Raw genomic sequence first — 12,013 nt, 5'->3', positions numbered from 1 at the left:
CGGCCCGGGGAGCGGGGCAGGCGTCTTCACCCGCCCGCTGGGGGCGCGCGGCGAGCGTCGTTGCCCGCAGCGCTTACGGCTCATGCCCGGTGGCCACACATCCGAAACCCATGAGTAACGGCTACTTATGCGGCCCCTCGCATAGATCCGAGCCGCGCTATCCTACGGCCGTTCCGAACAAAGTGCCCAGGGCGTACGTCACACCGGCCGCCGCGCCTCCCAGGAGCAGTTGCCGCAGCCCGCTGTACCACCAGGTGCGTGCCGTCACCCTGGCCACCACCGCGCCGCACAGGAAGAGCCCGAGCAGCGCCAGCAGCACGGCCGGCCACATGCTGCTCGCTCCCAGCAGGTAGGGCAGTACGGGAATCAGCGCACCCAGCGCGAAGGATCCGAAGCTCGACACCGCGGCCACGGTGGGCGAGGGCAGATCGCCGGGGTCGATGCCCAGCTCCTCGCGGGCGTGGATCTCCAGGGCCCGCTCGGGGTCCTTCGACAGCTGCCGGGCCACCTCGCGAGCCAGCCGCGGCTCGACGCCCCTCGACTCGTAGAGCGCCGCGAGCTCGGCTTCCTCGTCCTTGGGATGCTTGCGCAGCTGCCGCCGCTCCACGTCCAGCTCGGCCTCGACGAGCTCGCGCTGCGAGGCGACGGAGGTGTACTCGCCGGCGGCCATCGAGAAGGCACCGGCGGCCAGGCCCGCGAGTCCGCTGAGGACGACGGTGTGCTGACCGGCCGACCCGCCGGCGACACCCGTCATCAGCGCGAGGTTGGAGACGAGGCCGTCCATCGCTCCGAACACCGCGGGGCGCAGCCAGCCGCCGTTCACATCCCGGTGGGTGTGATTGTCCCGGTGCGCCTCGTGCAGCGTCGCCTCGGTGTCGATGATGGCCATGGAAGATCCCCACTCCCCGCTCTTTGGACAGATTCCAGAGTTTTACAACCCACAAACTACGCCCTGAATTCCACCCTCGCCAGCAAGGAAAGGCTGCGCTAACCTGCGGTTTTACCGTCGAGCGCTCACTTGATCATCACTGCGCGCAGATGTCGACCGGGTGATGCTGAGGCTCATGAGGCTCGGCTCGGTCACCGCAGTGGGACACATGCCGTATGGCACCGATCGCCTGCATCCCCTCCGTCCCGGCGCCCGGGGACGCCGCCGGGCTCCGCGCGCGGGCGCGCGGAGCTCTGCTGGGCCTGGCCGTCGGTGACGCGCTCGGGGCCCCGGCCGAGAACATGAAGCCCTCCGAGATCCGGGCCCGGTGGGGCCGGATCACCGGGTACGTCGTCGAGAAGCCGGTGGGCACCGACGACACCGAGTACGCGATCTTCTCCGGTCTCCTCCTGGCCCGGCACGGCTCCGCGCTCACGCCGGCCCACGTGGAGGCGGCCTGGCACGAGTGGATCGCCGACCGCGACGAGGGCCCCTTCCGGGGCGCCGGCTTCAGCGAACGCGGCACCCTGGAGAACCTGCGCCGGGGCCTGGCCGCCCCGATCTCCGCCCAGCACCGGCACGCCTGGAGCGACGGTCTGGCCATGCGAGCGGCCCCCTTCGGGGTGTTCGCCGCCGGCCGCCCGGCGGAGGCGGCCCGGCTGGTCGCGATCGACGGCTCGGTGAGCCATGACGGCGAGGGCATCTACGGCGGCCAGGCGGTGGCGGCGGGTGTCGCGGCGGCGATGGCCGGCGCCCCGTCGACCGCGGTCGTGGCCGCGGCCCTCGCGGTCGTCCCCGACGACTCCTGGACGGCCCGCAGCCTGCGCCGCGCGGTGACGGTCGCCCACCGCGGCGAACGCGCGGTCCGCTCCGCGGTCGTCATCGGCGGCTACCCCTGGACCGATCTGGCCCCCGAGGCGGTCGCCCTGGCCTTCGGCGCGTACGCGGCGGCGGACGGCGACTTCGAGCAGTCCGTCCTGACCGCGGTGAACATGGGCCGCGACGCCGACACCACGGCGGCGGTGGCAGGGGCCCTGGCGGGTGCGACACAGGGCGTGTCGGCGATCCCGCAGGCCTGGACGACCCCCATCGGCCCGGTCCACGGCAGATGCCTCCCGGCGATGGCGGGCTACCACGTCCTGGACGTGGCGGACCTGCTGACCTCGGCGGAGGTTCTCCCATGACGACGTACGAAGCGGAAGTCGCCGACGGCGAAACCGTCCCACGGGAGACCCGGCCCCTTGGGATGACGGTTACTGATGGTGCCCGGGTGGGAGACAAGAGAGCCGAAGGCGAAGCCGAGGCCAAGAGAAGAGCCGAAGGCCTCCTGCTCGGACTGGCCGCCGGTGACGCCGCGGGCTGGCCCGCCGCCCGCCACAGAGCCGCCCGCATGCCCGACTGGACCCGCCGCCTCACCCGCGAACTGGACACCTTCGCCGAACAGAACGCCACCACCACCCTTCCCGTCCCGATCGCCCTGAACCAGCCTCCGGAGCCCCTCCGCCTCGGCCCCTCCGACGACGCGGAATGGGCGGCCTTCGCCGCGGAAGCCCTCCTGCGCGCCGGCGACGACACCGTCCTGAACGACCTCAGCCGCGAACGCCGCACCCGCGCCGCCATCGACCTCACCTGGAACGCCCTCGCGAGCGAGGTCGCCGCGGCAGCGGACCGCGCCCCCGAGATCGAGTCCGCCGTCCTCCCCCTGCGCGCCCGCATCTCCGTCCGCGCCGGCCTGGGCAACCTCGCCACGGGCCTGCGCCCGCCCGCCACCGGCCACGACAACCCGCACTACTTCGACGACGCCGCCTGCGTACGCGCCTGCGTCCTGGCCGTGGCCCACCCCGGTGACCCCCGCTCCGCCGCCGACCTCGCCGAGTTCGACGCCCGCTACACCCAGGACGGCGACGGCGTCCACGGCGCCCGCGCCATGGCGGCGGCGCTCGCCCTCGCACTGGCCGGCGCGGACGTCGACGCCTGCGTCACGGCGGCCCTGGCCGAACTCCCCGAGGAGACGGAGATCGGCCGCAACGCCCGGCACGCCGTGACGCTCGCCGCCGACGCGGACGGCGCCTTCGCCCTGGTCCCGCCCCTGGAGCACCAGATCGTCGACCACGTCTACAGCTACGGCATCGCCGCCGCCGAAACCGTCCCGGTCGCCCTCGCCCTGGCCACCGCCGCCCGCGGCCGCATCGCGGAGGCGGTCCCCGCGGCGGCCTGCCTGTCCCGCGTCGCGGACTCCGCCCCGGCCCTCGCGGGCGCCCTCACCGGTGCCCTGGGCGGCGGCGCGTCGATCCCCGCCACCTGGCGGGACACCTGCCGCACCCTCTCCGGCTGCGCCCTCCCCCGCCTCACCGGCACGGACCTCGTGGAACTCGCCGAACTCCTGGAAGCCGTCCAACCGGCCCACCCGGGTGGATGATGCGGCCATGAAGCCCAAACCACACCAAAACGCCACCCTGGACGAGCGGATCACCGGAGCGCTGGTCGGAGCAGCGGTCGGCGACGCGCTCGGCGGCCCCGTCGAGGGCTACTCGCCCGAGCAGATCCTTCAGCGCCACGGCGGCCGCGTCCACGGCATCGTCGGCCCCTGGCACGGCGACGACTGGCGCACGGCCCGCCCCCTCGCCCCGTACCACAAGGGCGACGGCCACGTCACCGACGACACCTTGATGACGCACGCCCTGGTCCGCGTCTACGCCCGGGTCCGCGACCACCTCGACGCCTACGCGATCGCCGACCACCTGGTCCCGGACCTGATGACCGAGCCGCGCTGGATCCCGGAGCTGGAGACGAGGGCCCTGCCCCTCCAGCGGATCTTCCTGGCGGAGAAGTGGCTGGTGACGCGGATCCACTACGGCCACGCCGACCCGCGCGAGGCCGGCACCGGCAACATCGTCAACTGCGGCGCGGCGATGTACATGGCCCCGGTCGGCCTGGTCAACGCGGCCGGCCCGAGGGCGGCGTACGCCGAGGCCCTGGACATCGCCGGCGCACACCAGTCGTCGTACGGCCGTGAGGCGGCGGGCGTCCTGGCCGCCGCGGTGGCGGCGGCGTGCACCCCCGGCGCGACCCCGGACTCGGTCGTTGCGGCCTGCCTCTCCCTCGCGAAGGACGGCACCCGGACCGCGATCGAGCGGGTCTGCGAGGAGGCGTCCCGCCACACCGACTTCGAATCGGCACTGCGACCGCTGCGCGAGGCGGTGGCCCCCTACGACACGGTGGGCCCGGACTACCGCGCCCCCTCGCTCGGCGCCCGCCGGCCGTCCCGTCTCCATTCGATCGAGGAACTCCCGGTCGCGCTGGGCCTGTTGCTCGTGGCGCGCGGTGACTACCGCCACGCGGTCCTCGGTGCGGTGAACTACGGCCGCGACTGCGACTCCATCGCCACGATGGCCGGCGCCCTGGCAGGCGCCCTGGGCTCACCGGTTCCGGAGGACTGGGCCAAGACGGTCGCGGAGGCGAGCCGCCTGGACCTGTGGGAACCGGCGGCCACCCTCACCGCCGTGACCCGCGAGATCTTCACCCGTGACGTGGCCCGCCGCCGCGCCCACGAGCAGGCCTTCGCGTCCCTCGGAGGCCTGGAATGCTCCGACTGACCTGGGTCCAGCCGGAGGACCTGATCGGCCACGAACTCCGCCAGGCGGCCCAGGACGGACGCGAGCCGAAGCACGTCGCGGCCCGCTGGCGAGCGGCAGGCGGCCCTCAGGCTCCGGCCGCCGCGGGCGCGTCCCCCACCCCGGCCTCCCGCTACCTGCGCCGGCTGGCGAAGGACCTCCTGGACGAACTGGCCGATCTGCCGAGCGCGTTGGCGGACGACGAACCGACCGACCTGGAAAGGATCAAGGCCGCCTGCCCCGAGTGGCCCGACCCCCTGGGCCCCCGGGCCACGACCCCGCAGCATCTCGAAGCCGCCTGGCTCGGCCGCGCCGCCGGCTGCCTCCTGGGCAAACCCGTCGAGAAGCTCCCCCTCGACGCCATCCGCCGACTTGCCCGGGCCGCCGGAAACTGGCCCCTCACCGGCTACTTCACCGCCCGGGGCGTCCCCGAGGAGCTCCTGAGGCAGTACCCCTGGAACCGCCGCTCGGCGACCACCTCCCTCGCCGAGAACATCGACGGCATGCCCGAGGACGACGACCTCGACTATCCCCTCCTCAACCTCGTCCTCCTCCAACGCCACGGCAGGGCCTTCACCACCACGGACGTGGCCCGGACCTGGCTCGACGAACTCCCCGCCGGCCGCACCTTCACCGCCGAGCGCATCGCCTACCGCAACCTGCTCGACGGCCTCGAACCCCCGCACACCGCCCGCCACCGCAACCCGTTCCGGGAGTGGATCGGCGCCCTGATCCGCGCCGACGTCCACGGCTGGACCAACCCCGGCGACCCGGCCGCAGCCGCCGAACAGGCCCACCGGGACGCCACCTTGACCCACACCGCCAACGGCGTCTACGCGGCCATGTTCGCGGCGGCCTGCATCGCAGCGGCGGCCACCGGCGCACACGACGTCCACACCTGCCTGCGGACCGGCCTCACCGTCGTCCCGCCACGCTCCCGCCTGGCCCGCGCCGTCCGCGAGGCCGTCCGGCTGGCGTACGAGCACGAGGACTTCGACACGGTCGTCGACGCACTCCACGCCCGCCACGCCGACACCTACCACTGGGTGCACGCCGTCCCGAACACCGCCCTGATCGCCGCCGCCCTCACCCACGGCAACGGCGACTTCGCCGACTCCGTCTGCCGTGCCGTGAGCGGCGGCTGGGACACCGACTCAGGCGGCGCGACGGCCGGCGGCATCGCCGGGCTGCTGGCCGGGCACCCCGGGGCGCTCCCCGACCACTGGACGGCGCCCCTGAAGAACCGGCTGTCGACGTCCGTCGGCGACCTCAACGGCATCGGCTTCGACACCCTCGCCCACCTCACGCACCGGGAGAGCCTCCGCCCATGACCGCGCCCACGACCGCGCCCCTCACCGGCCTGCGCGTCCTCGACCTGGCCACCCTCTTCGCCGGCCCGATGGCCGCCACCCTGCTCGGCGACTTCGGCGCCGAGGTCGTCAAGATCGAGCACCCGAGGAAGCCGGACCCCTCCCGTGGCCACGGCCCGTCGAAGGACGGCGTGGGCCTGTGGTGGAAGATGCTCGGCCGCAACAAGCGCACCATGACGCTCGACCTGTCCAGGCCCGGCGGCCGCACCACACTCCTGCGCCTGGCCGAGGCCGCCGACGTGGTCATCGAGAACTTCCGCCCCGGCACCCTGGAGAAGTGGGACCTCGGCTGGCCGGAGCTGTCGGCCGTCAACCCCCGGCTGGTCCTGGCCCGCGTCACCGGCTTCGGCCAGTTCGGCCCCTACGCGCATCGCCCCGGCTTCGGCACCCTCGCCGAGGCGATGAGCGGCTTCGCCGCGATCACCGGCGAACCGGACGCGCCCCCCACCCTCCCGCCCTTCGGCCTGGCCGACTCCATCGCGGGTCTGACGACGGCGTACGCCGTCATGACGGCGCTCGCCGCCCGCGAGCGCACCGGCGAGGGCCAGGTCGTCGACCTGGCCCTGATCGAACCGATCCTGGCCGCGCTGGGCCCCCAGCCCCTCTGGTACGACCAGCTCGGCCACGTCCAGCCCCGCACCGGCAACCGCTCCCCCAACAACGCCCCGCGTGGCGTCTACCGGACGGCGGACGGCACCTGGGTCGCCGTCTCCACCTCCGCCCAGTCGGTCGCGGAACGCGTGATGCACCTGGTCGGCCGCCCGGAACTGATCGACGAGCCCTGGTTCGCCTCGGGCGCCGACCGCGCCCGGAACGCCGATGTCCTCGACGAGGCGGTCGGCGGCTGGATCGCCGCACGCACCCGCACCGACGTCATGGCCGCCTTCGAGAAGGCGGAGGCGGCGGTGGCCCCGGTCCAGGACGTCCAGGACGTGATGGCGGACCCTCAATACCAGGCCCTGGACACCATCACCACCGTCGACGACCCCGAACTCGGGCCGCTGCGCATGCAGAACGTCCTCTTCCGGCTCTCCGCCACACCCGGCGCGATCCGCTGGGCCGGCCGCCCGCACGGCGCGGACACCGACGAGGTCCTCACCGAACTGGGTCTGACGCCGGCCGACATCACCGCGCTGCGCGCGGAGGGCGCCCTGTGACGGCGTTCCCGCTCACCTGGCTGTACGCCCCGGGCGACCGTCCCGCCGTGGTGGCGAAGGCCCTCACCTGCGGCGCCGACGTCGTCGTCATCGACTTGGAGGACGCGGTCGCCCCCGACCGCAAGGCCTACGCCCGCGCCGCGACCGCGGAGCTCCTCGGCAACCCGCCGGCCGTGCCGGTCCACGTCCGCGTCAACACGCCGGACAGCCCCTGGGGCGAGCAGGACCTCGCGGCCCTGGCCCCGGCACCCGGGCTCTCCGGCCTCCGCCTCCCAAAGATCACCTCACCGGCCGAGGTCACCCACGCCGCACGCCGAGCCGCACGCGCCGACCTGTACGCCCTGCTGGAGACGGCCCTCGCCGTGGAACAGGCGTACGCCATCGCCGGCGCGCACCCGAACCTGCGCGGCATCGTGCTCGGTGAGGCCGACCTGCGGGCCGACCTCGGCGTACGCGACGACACGGGTCTCGACTGGCCCCGCTCCCGGGTGGTCGTCGCAGCCCGGGCCGCAGGGCTGCCTCCACCGTCCCAGTCCGTCCACCCGGACATCCGCGACCTGGACGGGCTGGCCGCCTCCTGCGCCCACGGCCGCGCCCTGGGTTTCCTCGGGCGCGCCGCGATCCACCCCCGTCAGCTCCCGGTGATCGAACGCGCCTATCTGCCCACGGAGGCGGAGATCGAGCGGGCGGAGACGGTGCTGAGGGCGGCCGCCGCGGAGCGGGGCGCGCTGGCCCTCCCGGACGGCCGCTTCATCGACGCGGCGGTGGTGACGGCGGCCCGGCGGACCCTGTCCCTGGCCGGCCGCCGCTGACACGCCGAGAGCGCCCGGGGACCTCCCCGGGCGCTCTCGAACCGTCACACAGGACGGGCCGTCAGGTCTTCTTACCCGACCCGGCCTCGTTCCGGTCCGCGTCCGCCTGGGCTTCGTCCGCGACCTGGTCGTCCCTGCCGGCGGCCTCGTCGTCCTTGACCGTCTCCTCGGACGTCCCGCCGCCGTTGGCGTCATCGCCGGAAGCCGAAGCTCCGGGCTCCACGACGTCCTCCCGCCCGGGCCGCTTCTTCGACGACACCACGAGGTACGTCACCGCGAGCAGGAACACGAAGATCGCGGTCCAGACGTTCAGCCGGAGGCCCAGGATGTGGTGGGCGTCGTCGACCCGCATGTACTCGATCCACGCCCGGCCGGTGCAGTACGCGGCGACGTACAGCGCGAACGCCCGGCCGTGTCCGAGGCGGAAGCGGCGGTCCGCCCAGATGACCAGGAACGCCACGCCGATGCACCACAGCGACTCGTACAGGAACGTCGGGTGGTATGTGCCCGGCACCCGGCCGTCCGAGGAGGAGGTGATCTCCAGGGCCCACGGCAGGTCGGTGGGCTTGCCGTACAGCTCCTGGTTGAACCAGTTGCCCCAGCGGCCGATCGCCTGGGCGAAGGCGATGCCCGGCGCGACGGCGTCGGCGTAGGCGGGCAGCGGGATGCCGCGGCGGCGGCAGCCGATCCACGCGCCCAGCGCGCCGAGCGCGATCGCGCCCCAGATGCCGAGGCCGCCCTCCCAGATCTTGAAGGCGTCCACCCAGTCACGGCCCTCGCTGAAGTACAGCTCGTAGTCCGTGATCACGTGGTAGAGGCGGCCGCCGACCAGACCGAAGGGCACGGCCCAGACAGCGATGTCGGCCACCGTGCCGGCCCGCCCGCCCCGGGCGATCCAGCGTTTGTTGCCGAGCCAGACGGCAACGAAGACGCCGATGATGATGCAGAACGCGTAGCCGCGCAGCGGAATGGGGCCGACGTACAGCACCCCGCGCGACGGGCTGGGAATGAAGGCAAGTTCCATGGCAAGGTCGACGCTACCGTGCCGCGCAGGGGTCGCGGTGGGCAGCCCGGCTACGGGTCCATAACGGGGGCGTGAGAACAGCCCTTACCCCTTGTTCGCCTCCTGCACCATCTGCTTCAGCTTGGCCGGGGTCATCGTCCGGTCCTGGTAGATGTTCTTGCCGTCGAACAGCACGGTCGGCGTGCCCGAGAAGCCGCCCTTGTCGAAGGCCTGGTGGGACTTGGCGACCCAGCCGTTGTGTGTGCCCTTCTCGACGCAGGTGCGGAAGGCGGGCGTGTCCAGGCCGTCGACCTTGCCGGCCAGCTCGATCAGCTTGGCGTTGTCCGCGTAGGCGTCGTCGACCTCCGACGGCTGGTTGTCGAAGAGCACGTCGTGGTACGCGGGGAACTTCCCGGCGTCCTGGGCGCAGGCCGCGGCATTGGCCGCGTTGCGGGAGCCGGTGCCGCGCATGTTGCCGTCGATGAGGGTGACCAGGTGGTACTCGGTCCTCAGCTGTCCCGCGTTCGTCAGCTCGTGGATCACCGGACGGTAGGCCGTCTCGAAGGATTTGCAGGCCGGACAGCGGAAGTCCTCCCACACCGTGAGCGTGGACTTGGCGCTGTCCTTGCCGACCGGGATGGCGAGGCTGTCCTTGCCCTGGGCTCCCGAGGGGGCCACGACCGGGCCGGAGGCCTCGCTGTCGTCGTTCTTCCCGGCGTTGGCCGCGATGACGCCGATCACCGCCGCGAGTCCCAGGACGGCGACGACGGCCCCGCCCACGATCAGCGTGCGCCGGCGCTTGTCCGCGGACTTCTGCTTCTCGCGCTCGACCGCCAGCTTCTCCCGGGCGGTGCGCTTTCCCTCACGGTTCTTCTCGCTCACACCCCGGAAACGAACCGGGGAGGCGCACCGCGCCTCCCCGGTCCCAGGTCCACCCGTACGAGGGACCTGTATGACTTCCGGCTTTCCTACGCCTGTCCGCGCACGCCCTTCGCGAGGTCGCCCGCGAGTGCGCGCACGGCCTCGACACCGGCCTCGTCGTCCGGGGCGTCCAGCATCGCCTTGACGAAGGCGGAGCCGACGATCACGCCGTCGGCGAAGCCCGCGACCTCGGCGGCCTGGGCGGGCGTGGAGACGCCGAGCCCGACGCAGACCGGCAGGTCCGTTCCCGTGGCCCGGGTGCGTTCCACCAGGTTCTGGGCCTGCGAGCTGACGGTGGCGCGGGTGCCGGTGACGCCCATGAGGGAGGCGGCGTAGACGAATCCGCTGCCGGCCGCGGTGATCTGGGCGAGCCGTTCGTCCTTGCTGCTGGGCGCCACGACGAAGACGGTGGCGAGACCGTGCTTCTCCGCGTGCTCCCTCCACAGCTCCGACTCCTGTACGGGCAGGTCGGGCAGGATGCACCCGGCGCCGCCCGACTCGGCGAGCTCGGCGGTGAACCGCTCGACGCCGTAGCGGTCGATGGGGTTCCAGTACGTCATGACGAGGATCGGCTTGCCGGTGGCCCGGTGGGCCTCGCGGACCGTGCGCATCACGTCGGCGATCTTCACGCCGCCCCGCAGGGCGATGTCGTCGGCGGTCTGGATGACGGGGCCGTCGAGGACGGGGTCGCTGTGCGGCAGGCCCACCTCGACGACGTCGGCGCCGCCGTCGATGACGGCCTTGATCGCGTCGATGCCGCCGTCCACGGTCGGGAACCCGGCCGGGAGGTAGGCGATGAGCGCGGCGCGCCCCTCGGACTTGGCCGCGGCGAGGGTGTCGCCCAACAGCCGGATGTTCCCGCTCACTTGGCGTCCCCCTCGATCTCTGCGGTGCCGGAGGCGTCCTCGGCGACCTCGGCGTCGGTGTCGTACAGGCCGAAGTAGCGGGCGGCGGTGTCCATGTCCTTGTCACCGCGGCCGGAGAGGTTGACCACGATCAGCCCGTCCTTGCCCAGCTCCTTGCCGACCTCCAGGGCGCCGGCCAGCGCGTGGGCGCTCTCGATGGCCGGGATGATGCCCTCGGTGCGCGACAGCAGGCGCAGGGCCTGCATCGCCGCGTCGTCGGTGACCGCGCGGTACTCGCCGCGGCCGGAGTCCTTCAGGTACGAGTGCTCCGGGCCGATGCCCGGGTAGTCCAGACCGGCCGAGATCGAGTACGGCTCGGTGATCTGGCCCTCGTCGTCCTGGAGGACGTAGGAGCGGGAGCCGTGCAGGATGCCGGGCTCGCCGGCGGTGAGGGTCGCGGCGTGTTCGCCGGTCTCGACGCCGTGCCCGGCCGGTTCGCAGCCGATGAGGCGTACGCCGGTGTCCGGGATGAAGGCGTGGAAGAGGCCGATGGCGTTGGAGCCTCCCCCGACGCAGGCGACGGCCGCGTCGGGGAGGCGCCCGGCGCGTTCCAGGAGCTGGCGGCGGGTCTCGACGCCGATGACCCGGTGGAAGTCGCGGACCATCGCCGGGAAGGGGTGCGGTCCGGCGACGGTGCCGAAGAGGTAGTGCGTGTGCTCGACGTTGGCGACCCAGTCGCGGAAAGCCTCGTTGATGGCGTCCTTCAGTGTGCGGCTGCCGGACTTCACGGCGATGACCTCGGCGCCGAGCATGCGCATGCGGGCGACGTTGAGGGCCTGGCGCCGGGTGTCGATCTCGCCCATGTAGATCGTGCATTCGAGACCGAAGAGCGCACAGGCGGTGGCCGTGGCCACGCCGTGCTGGCCGGCGCCGGTCTCGGCGATGACCCGGGTCTTGCCCATGCGCTTGGTGAGCAGGGCCTGGCCGAGGACGTTGTTGATCTTGTGGGAGCCGGTGTGGTTCAGGTCCTCGCGCTTGAGGAAGACCCGGGCACCTCCGGCGTGCTCGGCGAAGCGGGGTACCTCCGTGAGCGCGGAAGGGCGGCCGGTGTAGTTGACCAGGAGATCGTCGAGTTCCCTGGCGAACTCCGGGTCGTGCTTGGCCTTGTCGTATTCGACGGCCACCTCGTCGACGGCTGCGACGAGGGCCTCGGGGATGAACTTGCCGCCGAATGTCCCGAAGTAGCCTTCGCGGTTTGGCGTGTGCCCCTCGGGGTCGGGGATGAAGAATTGGCTGGGCATGCGGAAACCTTCACGGTGAGTGTGTGTGAGATGCACTGATCGCCGTGGGGGCGGGGATGGTC

11 protein-coding genes are annotated in these 12,013 nt (G+C 72.9%); 6 read left to right on the top strand and 5 right to left on the bottom strand.

Going from position 1 to position 12,013, the window contains the following annotated elements:
- Positions 1-157: 157 nt before the first annotated feature.
- A complete protein-coding gene (locus tag ACIQHQ_RS05135) occupies positions 158-889 on the bottom strand; it encodes a VIT1/CCC1 transporter family protein (RefSeq protein ID WP_402610192.1) in 732 nt (243 codons plus the stop codon).
- Positions 890-1,104: 215 nt separating this feature from the next.
- On the opposite strand from ACIQHQ_RS05135, the gene ACIQHQ_RS05130 reads away from it, so the two are divergent.
- Genes ACIQHQ_RS05130 through ACIQHQ_RS05105 form a run of 6 tightly spaced genes read left to right on the top strand, consistent with a single transcriptional unit; the run spans position 1,105 to position 7,881 of the window.
- Positions 1,105-2,112, top strand: coding sequence for an ADP-ribosylglycohydrolase family protein (locus ACIQHQ_RS05130; protein WP_402610190.1), 1,008 nt, complete (start codon positions 1,105-1,107; stop codon positions 2,110-2,112).
- Positions 2,109-3,347, top strand: coding sequence for an ADP-ribosylglycohydrolase family protein (locus ACIQHQ_RS05125; protein ID WP_402610188.1), 1,239 nt, complete (start codon positions 2,109-2,111; stop codon positions 3,345-3,347). The genes ACIQHQ_RS05130 and ACIQHQ_RS05125 overlap by 4 nt, the downstream gene beginning before the upstream one ends.
- A 7-nt stretch (positions 3,348-3,354) precedes the next feature.
- Positions 3,355-4,524 (top strand): ADP-ribosylglycohydrolase family protein, encoded by a 1,170-nt coding sequence (locus tag ACIQHQ_RS05120; RefSeq protein WP_402610186.1) that lies wholly within the window; start codon positions 3,355-3,357, stop codon positions 4,522-4,524.
- Positions 4,512-5,873, top strand: a complete 1,362-nt coding sequence (locus ACIQHQ_RS05115; RefSeq protein WP_402610184.1) for an ADP-ribosylglycohydrolase family protein — start codon at positions 4,512-4,514, stop codon at positions 5,871-5,873. Before ACIQHQ_RS05120 ends, ACIQHQ_RS05115 begins: the two co-directional genes overlap by 13 nt.
- Positions 5,870-7,069: a CaiB/BaiF CoA transferase family protein gene (locus ACIQHQ_RS05110; protein WP_402610182.1), complete on the top strand. Its 1,200-nt coding sequence runs from the start codon at positions 5,870-5,872 to the stop codon at positions 7,067-7,069. Before ACIQHQ_RS05115 ends, ACIQHQ_RS05110 begins: the two co-directional genes overlap by 4 nt.
- Entirely contained in the window at positions 7,066-7,881 is an 816-nt protein-coding gene (locus ACIQHQ_RS05105) for an HpcH/HpaI aldolase/citrate lyase family protein (protein WP_402610180.1), read from the top strand. Before ACIQHQ_RS05110 ends, ACIQHQ_RS05105 begins: the two co-directional genes overlap by 4 nt.
- A gap of 61 nt (positions 7,882-7,942) precedes the next feature.
- Here the strand turns inward: ACIQHQ_RS05105 and lgt are convergent, their stop codons facing one another.
- The 4 genes from lgt to trpB all read right to left on the bottom strand — a co-directional run bounded on the left by lgt (position 7,943) and on the right by trpB (position 11,951).
- On the bottom strand, positions 7,943-8,905 hold the full coding sequence (gene lgt, locus ACIQHQ_RS05100) for a prolipoprotein diacylglyceryl transferase (RefSeq protein WP_402610177.1): 963 nt from the start codon (positions 8,903-8,905) through the stop codon (positions 7,943-7,945).
- A gap of 84 nt (positions 8,906-8,989) precedes the next feature.
- A complete protein-coding gene (locus ACIQHQ_RS05095; RefSeq protein WP_402610175.1) occupies positions 8,990-9,766 on the bottom strand; it encodes a thioredoxin domain-containing protein in 777 nt (258 codons plus the stop codon).
- Between the two features lie 86 nt (positions 9,767-9,852).
- Positions 9,853-10,671 carry a tryptophan synthase subunit alpha gene (gene trpA, locus ACIQHQ_RS05090; RefSeq protein ID WP_402610173.1) on the bottom strand — a complete coding sequence of 273 codons (819 nt, stop codon included), beginning with the start codon at positions 10,669-10,671 and terminating at the stop codon, positions 9,853-9,855.
- Positions 10,668-11,951, bottom strand: a complete 1,284-nt coding sequence (gene trpB, locus ACIQHQ_RS05085) for a tryptophan synthase subunit beta (protein WP_402610171.1) — start codon at positions 11,949-11,951, stop codon at positions 10,668-10,670. The genes trpA and trpB overlap by 4 nt, the downstream gene beginning before the upstream one ends.
- Between the last annotated feature and the right edge of the window lie 62 nt (positions 11,952-12,013).

Source organism: Streptomyces sp. NPDC092370 (assembly GCF_044755265.1).
Taxonomy (GTDB): Bacteria; Actinomycetota; Actinomycetes; order Streptomycetales; family Streptomycetaceae; genus Streptomyces.
The sequence above is the reverse complement of the archived record's forward strand: the minus strand, read 5'-3'. Positions and strand labels throughout refer to the sequence as shown.

Bases quoted from the DNA above. Each gene is read 5' to 3' on its own strand.
- trpB (WP_402610171.1), bottom strand. From the start codon at position 11,951: ATGCCCAGCCAATTCTTCATCCCCGACCCCGAGGGGCACACGCCAAAC.
- lgt (WP_402610177.1), bottom strand. From the start codon at position 8,905: ATGGAACTTGCCTTCATTCCCAGCCCGTCGCGCGGGGTGCTGTACGTC.
- ACIQHQ_RS05115 (WP_402610184.1), top strand. From the start codon at position 4,512: ATGCTCCGACTGACCTGGGTCCAGCCGGAGGACCTGATCGGCCACGAA.
- ACIQHQ_RS05125 (WP_402610188.1), top strand. From the start codon at position 2,109: ATGACGACGTACGAAGCGGAAGTCGCCGACGGCGAAACCGTCCCACGG.
- ACIQHQ_RS05135 (WP_402610192.1), bottom strand. From the start codon at position 889: ATGGCCATCATCGACACCGAGGCGACGCTGCACGAGGCGCACCGGGAC.
- ACIQHQ_RS05110 (WP_402610182.1), top strand. From the start codon at position 5,870: ATGACCGCGCCCACGACCGCGCCCCTCACCGGCCTGCGCGTCCTCGAC.
- ACIQHQ_RS05130 (WP_402610190.1), top strand. From the start codon at position 1,105: ATGGCACCGATCGCCTGCATCCCCTCCGTCCCGGCGCCCGGGGACGCC.
- ACIQHQ_RS05120 (WP_402610186.1), top strand. From the start codon at position 3,355: ATGAAGCCCAAACCACACCAAAACGCCACCCTGGACGAGCGGATCACC.